Raw genomic sequence first — 20308 nt, 5'->3', positions numbered from 1 at the left:
GACACGTAGCGTGGTTGCTGTCAGACAGTTCCCAGAACCAGGAGAAGTGATGAAGGTATTCCTCGCCGGCGCCTCCGGAGTGCTCGGGCAGCGGCTGATCCCGCGGCTGGTCGAGGCCGGGCACGAGGTCGGCGCCATGACGCGGTCGGCCGCCAAGATGGAACCGTTGATCGGCCTCGGCGCCGTCGCGATCCTGTGCGACGTCTTCGACCGCGACGCGCTCGTGCAGACCGTCCGCGACTTCAAGCCGGACGTCGTGCTCAACGAGCTCACCGACCTGCCCGACGACGTCACCAAGATCGGCGAACACGCCGAGCGCAACGCCCGCATCCGCACCGAGGGCAACCACAACCTGATCGAGGCCGCGCGGGCGGCCGGCGCGCCGAAGATCCTCGCGCAGAGCGTGGCGTGGCAGCTGCCCGACGGCCCCGACGCCGTCGCGGTGAAGGACCTCGAGCAGTCGGTGCTGGCCGAAGGCGGCGTGGTGCTGAGCTACGGCCAGTTCTACGGCCCCGGCACCTACAACGAAGGTGCCTTGCCCGCCGAGCCCCGCGTGCACATCGACCGCGCGGCCGAGCTCACGGTCGAAGCACTCGACGCGCCGACGGGTGTCGTGACGATCGTCGATTGATCCGGGAAAGCGCCGGCCGGGTCAGCCCGGCCGGCGTCATCCATGGAAAGTCACGCGAACGACGAGTCCAAGCCGTTTTCCTGTGCGTAGGCGATCAACGCCTGCGGCGCGCGTTCGATGTGCGCCCCGAGGAGTGCCACGGCCTGGTCGGTGTCGCGGTCCAGCGCGAAGTCCTTGAGGCGACGGTGTTCGCCCGCGATGTCGCGCTGGTGGTCGTCGGTCAGCGCCCAGTACCAGCGCCGGTAGAGCTCGGCGCTGTCACGCAACGACGTGGCGATCGCCTCGAGCCGCGGGCTTCCGCAGCCGGCCAGCAGCGCGCGGTGGAAGTCGCGGTGGGCCAGCGTCCAGCCTTCGTTGTACGAACCGTCTTCGAGGATCACCGGCGTGCGTTCCAGCGCGTGGTGCGTGCCGAGCACCGACGTCTCCCAGCTGATGTCGCCCAGCTCGAACGACTGCCGCAGCGCCAGGGACTCGATCTGCACGCGAACCTTCGTGAGGTCGGCCAGATCGTCGACGGACAGCGGGCGCACGGTGAACCCGCGCTGTGGCGTGGAAACCAGCAGTCCCTGCTCCGCCAGCCGCGTCAGCGCTTCGCGCACCACGGACATGCTCACGCCGAAGCGCGTGCTCAGCTCCTGGGACTTCATGCGCTGCCCCGGCTCGAAGCGCCCGCCGAGGAGGTCGGCCCGGAGCGTCTCGAAGACTTCCTCGGTCCGGCTGGCAGTAGGTTTCGTCACCACCCGAACATTCTACAATAAAATCGATATTTCACGACCGTAACGGCGGTCCCGGCCGGGTGAGCCGGGACCGCGGCCGGCCTCAGTCGGCGACCAGGTCGTTGCGCAGCCGTCCGATGCCGTCGATCTCGCTGACCAGCGTGGTGCCGGGAACCAAGTAGCGCTGGGGGTCCCGGCCCATCCCCACGCCCGCCGGCGTGCCGGTGAAGATCACGTCACCCGGCAGCAACGGCAGGATCGACGACAGGTACGAAACCAGCGCCGGCACCGAGAAGATGAGGTCGCGGGTGCGCCCGTCCTGCAGTACCTCGTCGCCGACGGAGCAACTCAGCGCGAGGTCGTCGCGGTCGGCAAGCTCGTCGGGTGTCACGATCGCGGGGCCGATCGGGCTGAAGCCGGGGTAGGACTTGCCGAGCGAGAACTGCGGCACCGGGCCGGCGAGCTGAACGTCGCGTTCGGACAGATCCTGCCCGATCGTCAGGCCCGCGACGTGGTCCCAGCCCTGTTCCTTGGTCACACCCTCGGCTCGTTTGCCGATCACGACCACGAGCTCCACCTCCCAGTCGACCGACGCGCTGGGCAGCCGCACCGCGTCGTACGGGCCGGTGATGCTCGTGACGAATTTCGTGAACACCGCGGGCCGGGTGACCGACGCCTCCAGGCCCGCTTCGGCCGCGTGCGCGTCGTAGTTCAGGCCGATGCCGAAGATCTGAGCGGGGCGCAGCACCGGCGGGCCGACCTCGACGTCGGTGAACGGCACCGCGTCCTCGAAGGACTGCCCGCGCGCCCACGCGGCAAAGTCGGCCCAGTTCTCGTAGACGCCGTCGGGGTCCGGGCCGAACAAGCCGTCGCTGGCCTTCTCGACGTCGAGGGCGAGGTCGCCGGAGATCAGGGCGGCCCGGCCGTTGATGTTTCCGTAGCGCATGGTTTTTCCTTGTCTGCGAAGAAGGTCAGCGAGGGCTGTGTGTGCCGGTCATGAGTGCGGCGAGGTCTTCGGGCTTGATGAACGAGGGCGGCAGCGGCGGGCCCCAGTTGTAGATGCCGCGGGTGCCGTCGACGACCGAGGGCTTCCACAGTGCGTCGTCGACGATGCAGTCGAGATCGCTGTAGTACTCGGAGAAGTTGCCGGCGGGATCCTTGAGATACCAGAAGAAGTTGGACCCGATGTGGTGGCGGCCCAGACCCCAGACGTGGCGCTCGGGGTTGCCTTCGAGCATCTCGGTGGCGCCGCGGCCGACCTCGTCGACGTCGTCCACCTCCCACGCGGTGTGGTGCAGGAAGTCGACGGGCGCCTTCTGGATCAGCAGGTTGTGGTGGTCGGTCGAGCAGCGCAGGAAGCTCGCGAGGCTGGGGACGTGGTCGCTGGCCTTGAACCCGATGCCCTCGGTGAAGAACTTCTGCGACGCGTCCTGGTCCTTCGACCCGATCACGACGTGGCCCAGCTTCTTCGGCCGCACCTTGTTCGTGCGCTCCACGCCGGGCGCGCGGCCGTTGGGCCGCGAGGGCCGGCCGGGGCCGTTGTAGAGCACCTGCTCCACCGGCGCCTGCACGAGATGCGGCGCGATCTCCAGCACCACCAGCGTGTTCGAGTTCGGGTCGAGCACCCGCAGCGACGTCTCGTCGCGCTTCCCGACCACGTCGAGCTTCGCGAGGCTCGCCTCGATCCGGTCGAGGTCGTCCGGGTCGTCGACCCCCACGCCCAGCTCCACCAGCCGGCGCAGCGGCGAGTGCGTGATCTTCAGCTGCTCGCCCCCTTCGGCGGTGGCGAACCGGTTCTCCGCCTTCTCGCCCACCGGCGTCAAGCCGAAGTCCTCGTAGTACCCAGCGGTCGCGTCCACATTGGGCACACCCAGCGTGATCGACGTCAAACGATGCAGCGGCATCGGCTTGCCTTCCTCTGTCCGGGACGACTCGACGGCTTCATCGCTAGAGTAGCAAAATATCGATACTTTTCCAGTCTGTCGCTGAACCCAGTGACCGACGGCACCCTCGTTCGCGAGGCAGGTCCTCGTCAGCCGGCGCGCAGCGAAACCGTGACGGTCGTGCCCGCGCCCGGCGTGCTGGCGACAGTGACGATGCCGCCGTGGGCTTCGGTGAGGTGCTTGACGATCGCCAGCCCGAGGCCGCTGCCGCCGGTGCTGCGCGAGCGTGACTTGTCCGCGCGCCAGAAGCGGTCGAACACGTGGGGCAGGTCCTCGGCGGCGATGCCGGCGCCGCGGTCGATCACGGAAAGCTCGACGCGGGCGCCGGCGCGGACGCCGCGCAGGACCACGTGCTCGCCCGGCGGCGAGTGGCGCAGGGAGTTGGTGACGAGGTTGCCGATCAGCTGCCGCAGCCGCACGCGATCGGCCCGCATCGGCAGCGCGCCGGACACCGCGGCGACGAGCACGTCGGGGCGTGCGGCCGCGATCTGGCGCAGCACCTCGCCGGCGTCGACGTCTTCGAGAGACATCCGCAGCTCCCCCGCGTCGGCGTTCGCGAGGTCCTGCAGGTCGTCGACGAGGTGGCGCAGCACCTCCGTCTCCTCCAGCAGCGACTCGATCAGCGCCGGATCGGGCTTCGCGAGGCCGTCCTGCGTCGCGATCAGCCAGCCGCGCAGGGTGCCGAGCGGGGTGCGCAGCTCGTGCGAGACGTCGCTGACCAGCTCGGTGCGCTGCCGCTCGGTGCGTTCGACGTGTTCGGCCATGTCGTTGAACGCCTGGGCCACGTCGGCGATCTCCCACTTCGCCGCGACGTCGGCGCGGGCCGTGCGATCGCCGCCCCGCATGCGCCGCGCCGCGTCCGCGAGCGTGCCCAACGGCCGCAGCACCCGGTTGGCGAGGAAGAAGCCGACCAGCAAGGTAAGGGCGAGCACGCCGACGGCCGCGGCGACGATCCGGAGCGCGCCCGCGGCGGGCAAGCCGACCACGGTCGGGCCCGGAGTGCCGGGAGCTGAAACGTAGAGCAACGCCGCGGGAGCCACGTAGGGGGCGAGCTGCCGGTGCCGCGCCTGGGTGAGGCACGTGGTGAAGCCGGCCGAATCGGAGACCGCCGCCGCGGGCACGAGCTTGCCCGACGCGGAAAGCACGGCTTTCACCTGGTCCTGCTGTCCTTCGATGCACGGAATCAACAGCCGGTTGAGCTCGCCCAGCGCCGCGGTTTCGGTGGGCGTGGGGTCCTGCAGCACGTCGTCGGCGGCGGGTCCGCCGGTCACCGCGAGACCCAGCTGGTCGCAGATCCGGCGGGTCTTCGGATCTGCTTCGACGTACACGCGTCCGCCGGCCGTCTCGACGATCTTCGCGGTGGCGGGCACCTTGCCCGCGCACACCACTTCGTCGTCGGCGCGCTTGCGCACCACCTCCCGTTCCGCGGCGGGCAGCGTGAACGGGCCGATCACGCGCGCGTCGATCCGGTCGCCGGGGGCGTCCGGCTGCAACGCCGGGTCGACCGCGAGCGGGTCGACGACCGTGGCGAGCTTGCGTTCGTCCGCCGGCACACCGTCGCCGCTGGCCGCGATCCGGGCGCCGGACGTCGTGGCCAGCTCGAGGTCGAGGCCGGTCGTGCGGTGCAGACCCTGCAGTGTGTCGGCGACACCGGTCCACGTCGCGTGGCCGCCGGCGTAACCGAGCAATGCGTTGTAGCTCAACGCAGTGCTCGCTGCTGTCTCGCCCTGCTCCTGCCGGATCGCGCCGGTGGTGGTGCTCGCCGCGAGCCATGCGGTGGCGGCGATCGCGCACACGGCGACGAGCACCCCGCCGGCGAGGAAACGCAGTCGAATGCTGTGCTGCCAGGAGGATTCAGCGGCCATCACGGACCTTGTACCCGACGCCGAACACCGTGAGCAGGTACTCGGGGTTGCGCGGATCCACCTCGATCTTCTTGCGCAGGTTCTTGATGTGCACGTCGATCGTGCGCTCGGTGATGAACGCGTCGATCCCGTACACCCGTTCCACGAGCTGCGCCCGGCTGAACACCCGGCCCGGCGCCGAAGCCAGCGCCGTCAGGATGCGGAACTCGGCGGCCGTGCACTCCACCGGCCGGTCGCCGACGCGCACCTCGAACCGCGCCGGGTCGAGCACGAGGTCGCCGACGCGCACCGGCGGCTCGCCCTGGTCGTCCGGATCCGCGCGGCGCAACAGAACCCGGGCCCGCGCGACGAGCTCGCGCGGGTCGTACGGCTTCACGAGGTAGTCGTCGGCACCCAGGTCGAACCCGCGGAGACGATCGTTCACAGTGGACTTCGCCGTGACCATCAGGATCGGCACTGTGGACTCGCGCCGCACCTTCGTGCACACGTCGAGACCGCTCACCGAAGGCAGCATGAGGTCGAGCACGAGCAGATCGGGGCGACGGCGGCGAACCTCGTCGAGCGCGGCCTGCCCGTCGGTCACCAGCTGCACCGAATGGCCATCGTGGCGAAGGTAGAGCCGCACGAGTTCGGCCTGCTTCACATCGTCCTCGGCGACCAGGACGTAGGCGCACACCCGGTTTCTCCTCACCCCCGCGTCCACTTGGGAATCGCAGGCACCCATCGTATCCCGGCTCCGCGTGGTTGTCCCGGCGTCGATCACGGCCACCACATCCTCTTCACATCTGTCGGTCATCCTCGCCGCCATGACCCTTCGACCCCTCCTGGCCGGGACCGCACTGGCCGCCGCGGCCCTGGTCCTCGCCGGCTGCGGCGGCGCACCGAGCGCCGGCTCCGCGCCGTCCGTGGCCGCGCTCCCGAGCAGCGCTTCGGCGGCCAGTCCGTCCGCGACGACGTCCGTCGACGACGCACGGCCGCTGATCCGGCCCGACACCGACCCGGCGGAACGCGACCGGCTCACCCGGCTGTGGATCCAGTGCCTGACCGACCACGGCATCCCCGACTACAAACGCGACCACGACAACCCGAACCCGAAGTTCGCGGGCGCCCGCGAGGCCTGCGCGCCGAAGCAGCCCGAGGACCTCAAGGACCGCCTGGCACGCAAGGATCCCGCCTCCTACCAGGACGGCATGCGCGACCTCGCCAACTGCATGCGCTCCCACGGCATCGAGGTCAAGATCGACGCCACCGGCTACACCTACGACCCGAACGGATCCGTGCCGATCGCGCAGGCCATGGTCATCTCCGCCGACTGCGAGAAGGTGGCGTTCGGTGCGCGGTAGTCGCCGGCTGGTGCTCGCGGCGGTGTGCGCCGCCGTGGTCGCCGTCGGCGTGGTGGTGCTCCTGCAATCGCCCGGCGACGGTCCCGCTCCGGCGAGCGCGACCCCGGCCGCCGCGACCGCCGAGGTGGTCAGAACCGACCTCACGTCCTCGGTCACCCTGCAGGGAACCCTCGGCTACGCCGACGAAATCCCCGTCAAAGGCCGCAGCGGAGGCCACGTGACGTGGTTGCCTGCGGTCGGCTCCACCGTGTCGCGCGGCGCGACGCTCATGCGCGTGGACGACCGCGCGGTGGCGGTGTTCTACGGCAGCACACCGTTGTTCCGCGCCCTGGACACCCCGGGGCTGGTCGGCCGCGACGTCCGGGTGGTCGCCGACAACCTCGCCGCGCTCGGCTACCGCATCGGCAGCCAGCCGCGAGCGGGCACCGTCGTCGACCTGCCGGCCGGCACTCCCGCTCCACCGGCGTCTTCGGCCGCACCACCGCCTTCCGACGCCCCGGCCAGTCCCGCACCTCGCTACACCGTGAGCAAGGACGACGCGGTGCTCACGCCGGCCTTGACCGCCGCGATCCGCCGCTGGCAGCAGGACACCGGCCGCCCGCGCACCGGCGTGCTCGACGCCGACGACGCCGTGGTGCTCGCCGGCGAAGCCCGCGTCACGGCCACCAGCGCGCAGCTCGGCGACGACGCCGGCAACGGCGTGCTGTCGGTCGCATCGACGACGAAGGTCGTGCACGTGCCGCTGCAACCCGGTGACGCACAACAGATCCAGAAATCCGGCCAGGTCACCGTGGTCCTGCCCGACGGCGCCACCGCGGACGCGACCATCGGCTCGATCAGCACCACGACACCCGCGCGCAGTGCCGGCAACCCGGCGGACGGCCAGCCGGCGCAGCAGACCGTGACGGTCGTGCCCACCGACGCCGCCACGGTGCAGCACGTCGACCCGGCGCCGGTGCAGGTGAACTTCACCGGCGAGACGCGCAAAGGCGTGCTGGCCGTGCCGATAGGGGCGCTGCTGGCGCTCAGCGGCGGCGGGTACGGGCTGCAAAAGCCGGACGGCACACTGCTCGCGGTGACCACCGGCCTGTTCACGAAGGGCATGGTCGAGGTCACCGGCACCGGCGTCGCGGCGGGCCTGAAGGTGGTGACCACGTCGTGACGCCGGTACTCGCCGTCCGCCACGCGGTGCTTGCCTATCCCGGTGGTGTGCGGGCGCTCGACGACGTCTCCCTGACTGTCGGCGAAGGTGATTTCGTCGGCGTGGTCGGACCGTCCGGGTCGGGGAAATCGAGCCTGCTCAACATCATGGGCACCCTCGACCGCCCCACCGCAGGCACCGTGGAGCTGTCCGGTCACGACGTCACGACGCTGTCGGACCGCCGCCTGTCGGCGTTGCGCAGCCGGCAACTGGGGTTCGTCTTCCAGCAGTTCCACCTGTCCGACGGCCTCAGCGCGGCCGAGAACGTGGCCACCGGCTTGCTGTATGCCGGGGTTCCGCGCCGCCGGCGCCGGCCGTTGGCCCTCGAGGCGCTCGCCCAGGTCGGCCTGGCCCACCGCGTCGACCACCGGCCCACCGAGCTTTCCGGTGGCGAACGCCAGCGCGTCGCCATCGCGCGGGCGCTGGTCAACAACCCGGCCGTGGTGCTCGCCGACGAACCGACCGGAGCGCTGGACACCGCGACCGGCCAGGCGATCCTGGAGCTGTTCACCACGCTCAACCGCGCCGGCGCCACCATCGTGATCATCACGCACGACCGCGACATCGCCGCGCGGTTGCCACGCCGGATCGAAATCCTCGACGGCCGCGTCACCGCCGACACCCGGATCGGAGCCCGGCGATGACGCGCGCGCAACCGATCCCCGTCGTCCGGCTCGCTCCCGGCGACCTGCTCCGCCTCGGTCTCGTCGGGCTTCGCACGCGCCCCGCCCGCGCCGTGCTCTCGGCGCTCGGGATCGCGATCGGCATCGCCACGATGATCCTCGTGACGGCGATCCCCGCGTCGAGCGAACAGGCGCTGCTGGAACAGCTCACGCGGCTCGGCACCAACATCCTGCAGGTGACGCCCGTCGTGTCGGACCCTCCGGTGAAGCTGCGGCCCGAATCCGTCGCCATGGCGCAGCGGATCGGCCCGGTGACGGTCGCCAGCGCGGTCGCGAACACGAACACGCCGGTCGGGCGCAACGACCTCGACGACGACTACTCCGGCCTCACCGTGCTGGCCGCCAAACCGAACCTGCCGGAAGCAATCAACGCCCACGTCGGCTCGGGCCAGTTCCTCAACGCTGCCAACGAACGCTTCCCCACCGTCGTCCTCGGCTCGGTCGCGGCGAGCCGGCTCGGCTTCACGCGCGTCGAGGCCGCCCGGCCCCAGCAGGTGTACGTCGGGCGGTCGTGGTTCACGGTCGTCGGAATTCTCGACAAAACGCCGCTGTCGCCGGACATCGACCGCTCCGTGCTCGTCGGCTGGGCGGCCGCGCAGGCCGAGCTGCACTTCGACGGCAGCCCGACGGTGATCTACGTGAAGGCCGACGAGGCCCAGGTCGAGGCCGTGCGCAAGGTCTTGCCGGCCACTGTGGACCCGGAGCTGCCGGGCCTGGTCCAGGTGAGCCTGCCGTCGGACGGCCTGCTGGCCAAGCGGGCCACGCAGGCGACACTGTCCACTTTGTTCCTCGGACTCGCCGGAGTCGCGTTGCTCGTCGGCGGCATCGGTGTCGCGAACACGATGGTCATCTCCGTGCTGGAACGCCGCCGTGAGATCGGGCTGCGCCGCGCACTCGGCGCGAACCGCGGTCAGATCCGCGTGCAGTTCCTCACCGAGGCCGTCACGTTGTCAGCGATCGGTGGGCTGGCGGGGGTAGCGGTCGGGGCCTTGGCGACGCTCGCGTACGCGACTTACCAGCGCTGGCCGGTCGTGATCCCGCCGGCCGCGGTCGTCGGGGCGTTGGTGGGCGCGGTCGTGATCGGCGTGGTCGCGGGCGTCTACCCGTCGGTCCGCGCCTCGCGGCTCACACCGACCGCGGCGCTGGCGACGACGTGACCACCAGTCACGGATGGGGGTGCGGGTGATCGTGCCCGGCCGGGCGCAGGGCGAGGGCCCCGGCGCGCGAGGCGACCTCGCCGCCGGGCACCGCACCGGTGTCGACGAGCACGTCCTCCAGCGCGGCGAGCCAGTGGTGGTAGTAGCTCCAGCCGCCGGCGCGATCCGCTTCCCACGCACCGACGCGCGCGATCAGCGCGGCCTGGAACCGCGGCCAGTCGAACGCGCCGGCTTCGTAAAGCGACACCGCCAACCCGAACGCGCGGCTCTCCCACGGCGCCGCGAAGAGCAGCTCACCGTTGGCGCGCGGCGGTGCGGCGACCCCGTCGACGCTCAGCGGCGCGCTCACGGGGCCGCCACCTTCGCGACGCCCACCATCGCGTCGCGCGTGACGAGCTCGACGAGTTCTTCTTCGGAAAGGCTTTCCGTGCCGGCCGGACGCTCCGGCAGCACCAGCCAGCGCACCTCGCTGCTGGAATCGCGGACGGTGATGCGCACGTCCGCGTCGAGGTCCAATCCCATCTCCGACAGCACCTTGTGCGGCTCACGGACCACGCGCGCACGGTAAGCCGGGTCCTTGTACCAGCTCGGTGGCAAGCCCAGCAGCGGCCACGGGTAGCAGGAGCACAGCGTGCACACGACCACGTTGTGGTCCTTCGCGGAGTTCTCGACCACCACGATGTGCTCGCCCTGCGGCCCGCCGAAACCGAGTTCCTTCGTGGCCGCCGTGCCGTCGGCCAGGAGGCGTTCGCGGTACGCCGGATCAGTCCACGCCTTCGCGACGACTTTGGCTCCGTTGAGCGGACCGATGTTCGTCTCGTACGTCGTGATGAGCCGGTCGACCACCGCCGGGTCGATCAGGCCGCGTTCGACGAGCAGTTGTTCGAGCGCCTCCGTGCGCAGCGCGGCCGACGGCCGTCCGGCGGTTTCCTCAGCAGTCACGCGATTTTCTCCAGGTACGATTCGAACAGGTCCACGGTGACGTCGAAGGGCTCGCTGTCCACGCCCCAGAGCTCGCGCGAGGCGAAGCGCACCGTGTAGACGTACTGCGGGTTCTCCGCGACGAAGTGCGCGTTGGTGTCGGGCAGCACCGAGGCCGGCTGCACGACCTCGACGATGCCGACGTGTCCGCGCACGTACTTGGCCAGCCGCGTGTGCCCGGGCGGCGCCATCGTTTTGGTGCGCACGCGGTCGCCGGCCGTCAACGCGGGCGGCACATCGAGGACCCGCAAGGAACCTTCGGCGGTCGGCGCGTAGCCGGGCTTGTGCGGCTCGGGGATCGGGGGCTCTTCGACGGGGTCACCGGCGAGGCGGCGAGCGCGCGCGTCGACGGCTCCGGGCGCCAGCAGTGAGCTGTCGAGCAGCACGAGCTCACCGGCGTTGAGCCAGCGGCCCCAGTAGCCTTCGCCGAGGTATGCGTCACGGTCCTGGCGTTCGAGGCCATGGCGAAAGGCGTCGAGGTTGGCGCCGGCCGCGCGCCAGGCCAGCGCGCCCAGCGCGAAAGCCCGGGCGTTCCAGCGTTCTGGGAACACCGGCTCGTCACGCCGCGGCGGATGCACCGGACCCCAGCCTTCGGTGCCGCCCAGGTCGGCGATCCCTTCCAAGACACCACCTCTCCAACCGGTAGTAAACTGCAACCAGACTAGCCAGGGTGGTTTCAAACAGCAACCGGAGGTGGCCGCGGTGAGCGAGCGCACGTGGACGAGCCCGCGGTGCCCCGTGGCGCGGACGGTGGACCTCGTCGGCGACAAGTGGTCGCTGCTGATCATCCGCGACGCGTTCGACGGGATCCGCCGCTTCGGGCAGTTCCAGCGCAACCTCGGGGTGGCCAAGAACATCCTCACCGACCGGCTGCGCAACCTCGTCGACGCCGGTGTGCTGTCCGTCGAACCGGCGTCGGACGGCAGCGCCTATCGCGAGTACGTGCTGACGAAGCGCGGCGAGGACCTGTTCGACCTGGTGGTGAGCCTGCGGCAGTGGGGCCAGGATCACACCTACGAACCCGGCGAGGACCACGTACTGCTCGTGGACCGCGAGACGGAAGAGCCGATCCCGCGGCTCACCTACGTCACACCCGACGGCACGCCGATCCACGCCGACGACACGCGCATGCTCAAGTAATACCGTCCACTTCGGACGGATCAGTACACCTCGGCCAGCCCGGCGAGCACGGCGTCGAGGAATCCCGGGAACCGCGCGTCGAGATCCTCGCGGCGCAGGCACACGAAGTAGTTGCGGCCTTCGAGCTTCGTCCGCGTCAGCCCGGCCTCGCGCAGCACCTTCTTGTGGTGCGACAACGTCGACTTGTGCAGCGCGGCCAGCAGACCTTCCGGCCCGCACGGGTGGAATTCGCCGTCGGCGAGGGTGACCAGCACACGCATGCGCGCGTCGTCCGCGATCGCGTTGAGCACGTCGTCGAACCGGATGTCGGCGACAGCCGGTTCCTCCAGGTAGCGAGCCACAGCACCTCCTCGGCGACCTCAGTCACAACGGTACCAGATTCATCAAACCGTCCTTGACGCGAGCCGTTTCACCTTCTTATGGTTTGACGTACATCAAACCTTCCTCGAAGGGATTCTCCCGTGTACCGACGCCTGCTCGTTCTCGCTCTGGGGACGTTCGCCGTGGGAACGGACGGCTTCGTGATCGCGGGCATCCTGCCCGAGATCTCGCGCTCGTTGCACACGAACGCGGCCGCGACCGGCCTCCTGGTGACGATGTTCGCCTTCACCTACGCGGTGTCGTCGCCGATCATCGCCGCCACCACCGCGCACTGGCCGCGCAAACGGCTGCTGATCGCCGGACTGCTGATCCTGGCGGTCGGCAACGTCCTCACCGCCACCCTGCCGCTCTACGGGCTGGTGCTCGCCAGCCGCGTGATCACGGGCCTCGGCGCCGGGATGTTCACCCCGACCGCCAGCGCGACGGCGGCGTCCCTCGTCGAGCCCCACCAACGCGGGCGCGCGCTCGCCGTCGTCATGGCCGGCCTCAGTTCCGCGACCGCGCTGGGCGCGCCGATCGGCACCGTGATCGGTTCGCAGACCAACTGGCAGACGACGTTGTGGTTCGTCGCCGCGCTCGCCGCGCTGGGTGCCGTGGGCGTCGCCGTGCTCCTGCCCGCGATCCCCGCCGCTCACGTCGCCGGGCTGCGCGAGCGACTGGCGACGATGAAGGACGCGCGCATCGGCTTCACACTGCTCACGACGTTGCTGGTGTTCACCGGCCTGTTCACCGACTACACCTTCGTCGGCGAGTCGTTCAACCGGGCCACCGGCGGCAACGGCATCGCGCTCGCCATCCTGCTGTTCCTCTGGGGCGCAGGCGCCACCGTCGGCAGCGTGACGGCCGGGCACCTCACCGACCGCATCTCCGGCCAGCGCATCATCGCGGTGGCGGTCGTGGTCGTCGGCATCGACTTCGCGCTGCTCCCCTTCAGCAGCCGCACCTTCGCGACGGCGGCCGTCGCACTGTTCGTCTGGGGTGTCTGCGGCTGGGCGACGCTGGTGCCGCTGCAGCACCGGCTGATCGAGGTTTCTCCCGAGCACGCGCCGGTGAGCATCGGCCTCAACGCCTCCGCCACCTACCTCGCGACGGCCGCTTCGGGCCTCACGGGCGCAGCGGGGATCGCCGCGTTCGGCGCCTACAACCTCGGCCCGTTCGGCTTGATCTTCCTCGTGCTGGGCCTGGTCGCGTCTATCGTGTCGGCCCGGTTCGTCCACACTCGCCGGCCGGCCCCGGCAGCGCCGATTCCCACGGCGGCCGAGCGCTGAGAAGTCCGAGTGACCCCGCGACCATCCGGGGTCACTCGGGCTTCTCGGCCTCCTGCGACTCCACCGCGTCGAACGCCACCTGGTTCCCGCGGATCCGCGCCTGGTGCTCGGTCGACCACGTGCCCAGCGCCAGCACCGCCGAGAGCAGCGACGAACCCAGCTCCGTGAGGGTGTACTCCACGCGCGGGGGCACCTCCGGGTGCGAGGTCCGTTCGACGAACCCGGCACGCTGCAGCTGTTTCAACGTCAAGGTCAGCATTCGCTGTGAAATGGCCGGCACAGCCGCGATCAGGTCCGAGTAGCGCAGCGGGCCGCTCGTGAGCGTGCCGAGCAGCAGCACGCTCCACTTGTCACCGACGAGGTCGAGCACCTCGCGCACGAAGTCCGCGTCGCGGTTCGCCCAGTGCACGCAGGGCTCGGGCACTTGCGCGACCCTCAGCCGCACGTCGGTTCCCACAGTTCTCACCCCTCCAGAGTAGCTCGCCGTCCGGCCTGGTCACGCACATTGATGTGCCTTTTGTAAGCCCTTCGAATCTGTTGCACCATCGGTGGAAAGCGGATCTCGAAGGGACCACAGTGGACGTCGAATTCTGGTCGGACGTCGTCTGCCCGTATTGCGGGCTGATGGACCACCGGCTGCACACCGCGCTCGAGCGGTTCGAGCACGGCGCCGAGGTGCGCGTGGTGCACCGTTCGTTCCAGCTGCACCCGGACCTGCCGCGCGAAGGCGTCAGCCAGCGGCAGCTCCTGGTCGAGCACGGCGTTCCGCAGGTCGAGCACGACGTCCTGCGGCCGCTGGAACTCCTCGCGCAGGCCGAGGGCCTCACGCCGTATCACGTCCTCGACCGCACGCTCGGGCCGACGGACCTGGCGCACGAGCTGCTCGCCTTCGCCACCGAGCAGGGCCGCGGTGCCGAGATCTGGACCGCGATGTTCCGGGCGCACTTCGGCCACGCCCGCAAGCTCTGGACGCGCGCGGAGGTCCTGGACTTCGCCGCCGAGGCCGGCCTGGACGTCGACGCCGCGGCGGACGCGCTGGACAGCCACCGCTACCGCGCCCGCGTGCTCGCCGACCAGGAGATGGCCCAGCGGCTCGGCGCGCGCGGCACGCCCTTCCTCGTCCTCGGCGGCACCCACGCGCTCGCCGGCGCGGTCTCCACCGACGACCTCGTGTCGGCACTGCGAACAGCCTGGGACGCCCGCCGGCCCACGCCACTGGGCGTGGGCGACGTGTGCGCGCCCGACGGCTGCGCCGCTCCGTCCGCCTGACACTTCACCTCTGGAGAGACCATGTCGTACCTCTTGCGCGTCAACGCCTCCGCCACCCCGGACACCTCGTTTTCCCGGCGTGTGGCCGACACCTTCACCGAGACCTGGACCGGCGACGTCGTGACCCGCGACCTCGCCCACAGCCCCGTCGCCCACCTCGACGCCGCCGGCATCACGGCGCGCGCCACCGCGCCCGCCGACCGCACCACCGAACAGGCCACAGCGGCGGCACTGCAGGACGAGCTCGTCGAGGAGTTCCTCGGCGCGAGCACCTACCTGTTCGCGGTGCCGATGTACAACTACTCGATCCCGTCGGTGTTCAAGGCCTGGCTGGACCAGGTCATGGTTCCCGGCCGCACCATCGGGCTCGGCCCGGGCGCCGCACCCACGGCCGGGCGCACCGCGGTCGTCGTCTCCGCCCGCGGCGGCGGCTACGGCCCGGGCGCGCCCCAGCACGGCAAGGACTACCTCGTGCCCGCCTTGCGGACCATCCTCAGCGACACCGTCCTCTTCGGACTCGACGTGCACTTCATCACGCCGGAGCTGACCTTCGCCCCCACCGTCGACCAGCTGCGTCCGTTGCTGCACCTGCACAAGGAGTCCCTCGCCGCATCCCACGACCTCGCCCGCCGGCACGCCGAGAAGCTCAACCAACCGGTCCGTCACGGGTAGCCACCGGCTGGTTTCTCAACGCCACCGCCGACCGCGGCCAACACCCCTCACGACCGGTAGATCCCGGCCGCCGGCTGCGTCGCCACCCCGAGCTCCGTCGCGACCGCGTCGACGGCTTCCTGGGCCACCTCCAGGTCGACGTGGCCGTCGGCGGAGAAATACGGGCCCACGTACTTGTCGAAGTGCCGCGCGGCTTCCGCGCGCGTGAGCCGCGTCAGGAAGGACGCGAGGTAGTCGACGGCGAGGTCCGGTCGTGCGGCGATCGTGGCGAGCGCCCGCCGGTTCGCCCGGACCAGGCCCTGCACCGCGGGGCTTTCGGGCGAGTGGTGCGCGGGGTCCACGGCGACCCCGACGGTCGGGATGCGGAAATGGTCACCGACCCACGCCAGCACGCGCAGGCCTTCCTCCTCGGCGACCTGCTCGGGCGCGAGAGTGCTGCCCACGTACGCGGCGTCGATCGATCCTTCCCGCAGCATCCGCAGGTCCATGCCGTAGTCGCCGGGCGGGCGCACGACGCACGTGAGGTCGTGGTCCGGGTCGAGCCCGTGGCGCCGCAGCACGATCCGCGCGAAGCACCCGGGCGCGGTGAAACCCGCGTGCACGGCGAGCCGGCGGCCGCGAAGGTCTTCGAGGGACTCCAGGCCGCGCCGGCCCAGGAACCAGAACAGCGGCCGGTGGGTGTTGACGCTGAGCATCGTCCAGCCGATGCCGTCGGTCAGCCGCGACAGCACCGCCCGGCCGAGGCCGATCGTGGCGGCGCCGCGCAGCCGCCGGATGTCCCAGTCGATGCCGTCGCGGATGGCGACGTGCAGGCCTTCGTCCGCGTAGTAGCCCTCCTGGTCCGCGACGTGCGCGACGAGCTCCTCGTGGATCCCGCGCCCTACGTAAGCCAGATCGATGGTGTGCAACGCAAACCTCTCAGTCCATTGCGGCGCCGCCGTTGACGGGCGCGTAGGTTCCGGTGGTGAAGCCGGCTTCGTCGCCGGCGAAGAACGCGATGGTGCGAGCCACTTCGCCGGGCCGCACGAGCCGGCCCATCGGCGTCGCCGCGCCGAGCCGCAGCACGCGCTCCGGTGACAGGCGCCGGATGCCGGTCGTCTCGTCCACTGTGGCCGGTGCGACGAGGTTCGCGGTGACACCGTGCGGCGCGAGCTCCTGCGCCACGAACCGCACGAACTGGTCGAGCGCGGCCTTCGCGGTGCCGAGCGTGATCATGCCCTCGCGCGGGCGTTTGGACAGCCCGGTGCTCAGGTACACGAGCCGGCCGTAGCCGCGCGCGACCATGCCCGGCGTCACGGCTTTGGTCACGAGGAACGCAGCCCGCAGCTCGCGGTCGAGCTTGCCGCCGAGCTGCTCCCACGTGAGCTCGGCGTAGGAGGTGATCGCGAACGGCGTCAGTGCATTGTGGACTAGTGCGTCCACCCCGCCCCACCGCCGTTCTACCTGCTCGGTCATCGCGGCCACGTCGTCGGCCACCGTGACGTCCGCGCGGATCACGACGGCTTCCCCACCGCGTTCGGCGATCTCGGCGGCCACCTTCTCGGCTTCCTCGGCGCTGTCGCGGTGGTTCACCACCACGCGAAAACCCCGCTCGCCCAGCAGCCGCGCGGTCGCCGCACCGATGCCCCGGCTCGCCCCGGTGACGAGGGCGACACGCGTCATCGGGCACCCGCCAGGAGCTCGGCCGTGGCGACCGGACCGGTGGCGTCGCGGGAGAAGAAGTTGTCCAGCAACAAGCTCGACACGAGCAGCCGGGCCATCGTCGTGCACGACCTCTCGTCGGGCGCGTCCGGCGCGGCGGCCAGCAGCCGCGCGACATCACCGGTCGACGACTCGATCAGCCGCAGCGCCGCCGCCCGCACCTCGGGCTGCGTCCCGGCTTCGCGGAACACGATCACCTGCGAGTCGCGGTGCCGCTCGAACACCTCGGCCAGCTGGGCGGCCGCCGCGGCGAGCACTTCGCCGACGGTGGCCCCGGCTGGCACCGCGAGCGTGCCGCTGTACGCGCGTTCGCGCACGGTCGTGAGCAGCAGCTCCAGCTTGGTCGAGAAGTAGTAGAACACCGAGCCGGTCGGCACGCCCGCCTCGGCGGCCACCTTCGCCGTCGCGGTCGCGGCGTACCCGTGTGCTGCGAAAAGCTTCTGCGCCGCGTCGACGATTCGTTCGCGTGCCTTCCGATCGCTCGTCCGGGCCTGCGCTGTCATGCGGCTCCCTTCTCTTGATCGACTGGTCAATCGAATCGCGCCGCGGGCCGGTCTGTCAGCGCGGGAGCACCCGGTGTGCGCGCAGCGGACAGCTCCGTGCGCCTGACAGCGATGCCGGACGGCCCTCCCCCTGATTAACGTCCGGAGCACTCCGGAGTCGGCGCCGACCCGGGTGCCGGCCGATCGCCGCTACCGGGCAGCGCGGATCAGAAGGAACGAACCGCACGCACTCGAGGAGCAGACCGATGGGCATTCGTGTCGAGGTCGAGCGTGATCGCTGTGAGGGTTACGGGTTCTGCGAACAGTCGGCACCGGAGGTGTTCCGCCTCGACGACGAGGGGGAGCTCGAGATCCTCCAGGCCGAGCTGCCCGACGACCAGTGCGACCGGGCCGAAGCCGCCGTCCGGCTGTGCCCGGTGGCCGCGTTGAGGCTGAAGCGGTGACCGGGCCCGGTGTGGTCGTGGTGGGCGGTTCGCTCGCCGCGGTGACCACCATCGGCGCCCTGCGCCAGGAGGGCTACGCCGGGCGGATCACGCTGCTCGGCGAGGAGCCGCACCAGCCCTACGTCCGGCCGCCCCTGTCCAAGAGCGTCTTGAAGGGTGCCGAGCCGCCCGAGGCCGTCACCCTGCCCGGCTTCCCCGACGACGTGGTGGTGCGCACGCACGCGCGGGCGACGGGCCTCGACCTCGGCAACCGGCACGTGGTGCTCGCCGACGGTGAGCGAGTGCCGTTCGAGGACCTCGTGATCGCCACCGGAGCTCGGGCCCGCCGGCTCGCGGCGCCGGGAACGCCCGGCGAAGTCGTGCTCCGCACCCTCGACGACGCACTCGCGCTGCGGGCCTCGCTCGAACGGCGGCCGCGCGTGCTGATCGTCGGCGCCGGTTTCCTCGGGATGGAGATCGCTTCGGCGTGCCGAGGGTTTGGGCTCGACGTGACCGTGGTCGACCGGGAACCGCCGCTCATGCGTTCGCTGGGACCGTTCCTCACCGAGCTGCTGACCACGGCCGCGCTCGACCACGGCGTGCGGCTCGTGATCTCACCCGGCGGCGTCGAACTGCTCGGCGAGGACCGCGTCACCGGGGCCCGCTTGGCCGACGGCGGCGAGCTCACGGCCGATCTCGTCGTGACCGCCGCCGGGTGCCGGCCCAACGTCGAATGGCTGGCCGGCTCGGGGATCACGACCGACGGCGGCGTCCACGTCGACGAGCGGTGCCGCGTCGGGCCGGGGATCGTGGCGGCCGGCGACGTCGTCGCGTTCGGGTCCTCGGCCGGCCCGCGCCGCACCCCGCAGTGGGCGAGCGCGATCGACCAGGCCCGCACGGCCGCCGCGGCTCTGGTCCGCGGCGACGCCGCCCCGGCGCACCAGCCGGCGCCATACTTCTGGACCGAGGCGTTCGGCCTGAACGTCAAGGTCTGCGGGCCGACCCCGATCGCGGGGGATCCCGTTGTCCTCGAAGGATCCCTGGCCGAGCGCAGCGCTCTGTTGCAGTGGCACCACGCCGGTGAACCGGTGGTGTCGGCCAGCGTGAACCACAAGGTGTCCGTGGTGAAGCTCCGGAAACTGTCGCGGCCCGCCGGCCGCTGATCCGCCTCCGTGTACCTGTCGAATCAAAGGTGATACGTCATGCCCACACGATCGGCCGTCCAGTCCAGTGATGTCGACCTGTTCACCGACGAAGCCCTCACCGACCCCTACCCGCTCTACCGGCAGCTGCGCGACGCCGGCCCGATCGTGCACCTGGCCCGCTACGGCGTCCACGTCGTGGCGCGCTACGCCCAGGTGCGGGAAGCACTCGCCGACTGGGAGACGTTCTCCTCGGCCGACGGCGTCGGGCTCAACGAGATCTTCAACCAGGCCCTCACCGGCACCATCATCGCGTCGGACCCGCCGCACCACGACGCGCTGCGCAACGTGCTGAGCGAACGGCTTTCCCCACGTGCGCTGCGAGAACTGCGCGGGGAGGTGGAACGGAAAGTCGGCGCGCACGTGGACGAGCTGGCCCAGCGCGGCACGTTCGACGCCGTCACCGACCTGGCGCAGGTGATCCCGGTGTCCATCGTGCTCGATCTGCTCGGGTTCCCGCACGAAGGCCGCGAAGGCTTGCTGGACTGGGGTGAGCAGACGTTCAACGCCGTCGGGCCCGAGAACCGGCGGATGACCGACGCGTTGCCGAAGATGCAGGAGATGTTCGACTGGCTCGAGCACACCTGCACGCGCGACCGCATGCTGCCCGGCGGCTTCGCGACGACCATCCACGAGGCGGCCGACCGGGGCGAGATCCCCCACGAGGCCGTGGTGCCGCTCATGGCCGGCTACAGCATCCCCGCCCTCGACACCACCGTGAGCGCGCTCGCCAGCGCCGTCGAGCTGTTCGCCGGGAACCCGGACCAGTGGGACCTGTTGCGCGCGGAGCCGAGCCTGATTCCCAGTGCTTTCAACGAAGTTCTCCGCATGGAGTCACCCGTGCAGCTCTTCGCGCGCGTCACGCGGAGCGAGTACGAAGTGGACGGTCTGGCGTTGCCGGCCGGCAGCCGGGTCGTGCTCCTCTACGGTTCGGCCAACCGAGACGAGCGCCAGTACCCGGATCCCGACCGCTTCGACATCCGGCGCGGTGCGGCCGACCAGCTCGCCTTCGGCTACGGCACCCACGGCTGCGCGGGCCAGGGACTGGCCCGGCTCGAAGGTCACGCCGCGCTCGCGGCGCTGGCCAAGCACGTGGCCCGCTTCGAGCTCACCGGCGAGCCGACGCGCAAGCTCAACAACTGCACGCGCACGCTCGCGAAGCTGCCGGTCACCGTCCACCTCGCGTGACTAAATCCCATTGCGCGCCAAGGCCATTCCCGTGCGCGTCAC

The 20308-nt window shown here is 70.8% G+C and carries 25 protein-coding genes; 12 read left to right on the top strand and 13 right to left on the bottom strand.

Annotated features, from left to right (window positions below; genetic code table 11):
- Window positions 1-49 precede the first annotated feature (49 nt).
- Window positions 50-631 (top strand): NAD-dependent epimerase/dehydratase family protein, encoded by a 582-nt coding sequence (locus ABZU76_RS36535; protein ID WP_255638416.1) that lies wholly within the window; start codon window positions 50-52, stop codon window positions 629-631.
- 50 nt (window positions 632-681) lie between these two features.
- Here ABZU76_RS36535 and ABZU76_RS36530 read toward each other — a convergent pair whose 3' ends face one another.
- From ABZU76_RS36530 to ABZU76_RS36510, 5 genes are all read right to left on the bottom strand, one after another.
- Window positions 682-1368, bottom strand: coding sequence for a GntR family transcriptional regulator (locus ABZU76_RS36530; RefSeq protein ID WP_354878177.1), 687 nt, complete (start codon window positions 1366-1368; stop codon window positions 682-684).
- 82 nt (window positions 1369-1450) lie between these two features.
- Window positions 1451-2293: a fumarylacetoacetate hydrolase family protein gene (locus tag ABZU76_RS36525; RefSeq protein WP_354878174.1), complete on the bottom strand. Its 843-nt coding sequence runs from the start codon at window positions 2291-2293 to the stop codon at window positions 1451-1453.
- Window positions 2294-2318: 25 nt separating this feature from the next.
- Entirely contained in the window at window positions 2319-3251 is a 933-nt protein-coding gene (locus ABZU76_RS36520; protein WP_354878172.1) for a VOC family protein, read from the bottom strand.
- A 128-nt stretch (window positions 3252-3379) separates the two neighbouring features.
- Window positions 3380-5155 (bottom strand): ATP-binding protein, encoded by a 1776-nt coding sequence (locus ABZU76_RS36515; protein ID WP_354878169.1) that lies wholly within the window; start codon window positions 5153-5155, stop codon window positions 3380-3382.
- Window positions 5145-5831: a response regulator transcription factor gene (locus tag ABZU76_RS36510; protein WP_354878166.1), complete on the bottom strand. Its 687-nt coding sequence runs from the start codon at window positions 5829-5831 to the stop codon at window positions 5145-5147. The genes ABZU76_RS36515 and ABZU76_RS36510 overlap by 11 nt, the downstream gene beginning before the upstream one ends.
- A 130-nt stretch (window positions 5832-5961) precedes the next feature.
- On the opposite strand from ABZU76_RS36510, the gene ABZU76_RS36505 reads away from it, so the two are divergent.
- From ABZU76_RS36505 to ABZU76_RS36490, 4 genes are read left to right on the top strand one after another with little or no spacing between them, the layout of a single operon-like run.
- Window positions 5962-6498 carry a hypothetical protein gene (locus ABZU76_RS36505; protein WP_354878164.1) on the top strand — a complete coding sequence of 179 codons (537 nt, stop codon included), beginning with the start codon at window positions 5962-5964 and terminating at the stop codon, window positions 6496-6498.
- On the top strand, window positions 6488-7660 hold the full coding sequence (locus tag ABZU76_RS36500) for a peptidoglycan-binding protein (protein WP_354878161.1): 1173 nt from the start codon (window positions 6488-6490) through the stop codon (window positions 7658-7660). The genes ABZU76_RS36505 and ABZU76_RS36500 overlap by 11 nt, the downstream gene beginning before the upstream one ends.
- Entirely contained in the window at window positions 7657-8343 is a 687-nt protein-coding gene (locus tag ABZU76_RS36495; RefSeq protein WP_354878158.1) for an ABC transporter ATP-binding protein, read from the top strand. The genes ABZU76_RS36500 and ABZU76_RS36495 overlap by 4 nt, the downstream gene beginning before the upstream one ends.
- On the top strand, window positions 8340-9539 hold the full coding sequence (locus ABZU76_RS36490; protein WP_354878155.1) for an ABC transporter permease: 1200 nt from the start codon (window positions 8340-8342) through the stop codon (window positions 9537-9539). Before ABZU76_RS36495 ends, ABZU76_RS36490 begins: the two co-directional genes overlap by 4 nt.
- Window positions 9540-9546: 7 nt before the next feature.
- Here ABZU76_RS36490 and ABZU76_RS36485 read toward each other — a convergent pair whose 3' ends face one another.
- From ABZU76_RS36485 to nthB, 3 genes are read right to left on the bottom strand one after another with little or no spacing between them, the layout of a single operon-like run.
- Complete coding sequence (locus tag ABZU76_RS36485; RefSeq protein WP_354878153.1) at window positions 9547-9888, bottom strand: nitrile hydratase accessory protein; 342 nt, start codon at window positions 9886-9888, stop codon at window positions 9547-9549.
- Window positions 9885-10481: a nitrile hydratase subunit alpha gene (gene nthA / locus ABZU76_RS36480; protein ID WP_354878150.1), complete on the bottom strand. Its 597-nt coding sequence runs from the start codon at window positions 10479-10481 to the stop codon at window positions 9885-9887. Before nthA ends, ABZU76_RS36485 begins: the two co-directional genes overlap by 4 nt.
- Entirely contained in the window at window positions 10478-11143 is a 666-nt protein-coding gene (nthB, locus tag ABZU76_RS36475; RefSeq protein WP_354878147.1) for a nitrile hydratase subunit beta, read from the bottom strand. The genes nthA and nthB overlap by 4 nt, the downstream gene beginning before the upstream one ends.
- Before the next feature lie 79 nt (window positions 11144-11222).
- Here nthB and ABZU76_RS36470 point away from each other — a divergent pair, with 79 nt between their 5' ends.
- Window positions 11223-11660, top strand: a complete 438-nt coding sequence (locus ABZU76_RS36470) for a helix-turn-helix domain-containing protein (protein WP_354878144.1) — start codon at window positions 11223-11225, stop codon at window positions 11658-11660.
- A 20-nt stretch (window positions 11661-11680) separates the two neighbouring features.
- On the opposite strand, the gene ABZU76_RS36465 is transcribed toward ABZU76_RS36470, so the two are convergent.
- The gene (locus ABZU76_RS36465) at window positions 11681-12001 is read right to left on the bottom strand and encodes a transcriptional regulator (protein WP_255638418.1); all 321 of its coding nucleotides are present in this window, start codon (window positions 11999-12001) and stop codon (window positions 11681-11683) included.
- A gap of 120 nt (window positions 12002-12121) precedes the next feature.
- On the opposite strand from ABZU76_RS36465, the gene ABZU76_RS36460 reads away from it, so the two are divergent.
- Entirely contained in the window at window positions 12122-13309 is a 1188-nt protein-coding gene (locus ABZU76_RS36460) for an MFS transporter (RefSeq protein WP_354878141.1), read from the top strand.
- Between the two features lie 31 nt (window positions 13310-13340).
- On the opposite strand, the gene ABZU76_RS36455 is transcribed toward ABZU76_RS36460, so the two are convergent.
- Window positions 13341-13775: a helix-turn-helix domain-containing protein gene (locus ABZU76_RS36455; protein ID WP_354878138.1), complete on the bottom strand. Its 435-nt coding sequence runs from the start codon at window positions 13773-13775 to the stop codon at window positions 13341-13343.
- Between the two features lie 110 nt (window positions 13776-13885).
- Here ABZU76_RS36455 and ABZU76_RS36450 point away from each other — a divergent pair, with 110 nt between their 5' ends.
- Together ABZU76_RS36450 and ABZU76_RS36445 are read left to right on the top strand one after the other, a co-directional pair.
- The gene (locus tag ABZU76_RS36450) at window positions 13886-14578 is read left to right on the top strand and encodes a DsbA family protein (RefSeq protein WP_354878134.1); all 693 of its coding nucleotides are present in this window, start codon (window positions 13886-13888) and stop codon (window positions 14576-14578) included.
- Window positions 14579-14599: 21 nt separating this feature from the next.
- Window positions 14600-15250 (top strand): NAD(P)H-dependent oxidoreductase, encoded by a 651-nt coding sequence (locus ABZU76_RS36445; protein WP_354878131.1) that lies wholly within the window; start codon window positions 14600-14602, stop codon window positions 15248-15250.
- 47 nt (window positions 15251-15297) lie between these two features.
- Here ABZU76_RS36445 and ABZU76_RS36440 read toward each other — a convergent pair whose 3' ends face one another.
- From ABZU76_RS36440 to ABZU76_RS36430, 3 genes are read right to left on the bottom strand one after another with little or no spacing between them, the layout of a single operon-like run.
- A complete protein-coding gene (locus ABZU76_RS36440; protein ID WP_354878128.1) occupies window positions 15298-16158 on the bottom strand; it encodes an ABC transporter substrate-binding protein in 861 nt (286 codons plus the stop codon).
- Between the two features lie 10 nt (window positions 16159-16168).
- Complete coding sequence (locus ABZU76_RS36435) at window positions 16169-16912, bottom strand: SDR family oxidoreductase (RefSeq protein WP_354878125.1); 744 nt, start codon at window positions 16910-16912, stop codon at window positions 16169-16171.
- Window positions 16909-17454: a TetR/AcrR family transcriptional regulator gene (locus ABZU76_RS36430; RefSeq protein ID WP_354878122.1), complete on the bottom strand. Its 546-nt coding sequence runs from the start codon at window positions 17452-17454 to the stop codon at window positions 16909-16911. Before ABZU76_RS36430 ends, ABZU76_RS36435 begins: the two co-directional genes overlap by 4 nt.
- A 245-nt stretch (window positions 17455-17699) precedes the next feature.
- Between ABZU76_RS36430 and ABZU76_RS36425 the strand changes: the two genes are divergently transcribed.
- The 3 genes from ABZU76_RS36425 to ABZU76_RS36415 are packed head-to-tail and all read left to right on the top strand — an operon-like array spanning window position 17700 to window position 20266.
- Window positions 17700-17897: a ferredoxin gene (locus tag ABZU76_RS36425; protein ID WP_354878119.1), complete on the top strand. Its 198-nt coding sequence runs from the start codon at window positions 17700-17702 to the stop codon at window positions 17895-17897.
- The gene (locus ABZU76_RS36420) at window positions 17894-19039 is read left to right on the top strand and encodes an FAD-dependent oxidoreductase (RefSeq protein ID WP_354878116.1); all 1146 of its coding nucleotides are present in this window, start codon (window positions 17894-17896) and stop codon (window positions 19037-19039) included. Before ABZU76_RS36425 ends, ABZU76_RS36420 begins: the two co-directional genes overlap by 4 nt.
- A 39-nt stretch (window positions 19040-19078) precedes the next feature.
- Window positions 19079-20266: a cytochrome P450 gene (locus ABZU76_RS36415; protein WP_354878113.1), complete on the top strand. Its 1188-nt coding sequence runs from the start codon at window positions 19079-19081 to the stop codon at window positions 20264-20266.
- Window positions 20267-20308 lie beyond the last annotated feature (42 nt).

Source organism: Amycolatopsis sp. NPDC005232 (assembly GCF_040607795.1).
GTDB lineage: Bacteria > Actinomycetota > Actinomycetes > Mycobacteriales > Pseudonocardiaceae > Amycolatopsis.
This window is presented reverse-complemented; position numbering and strand designations above follow the sequence as displayed.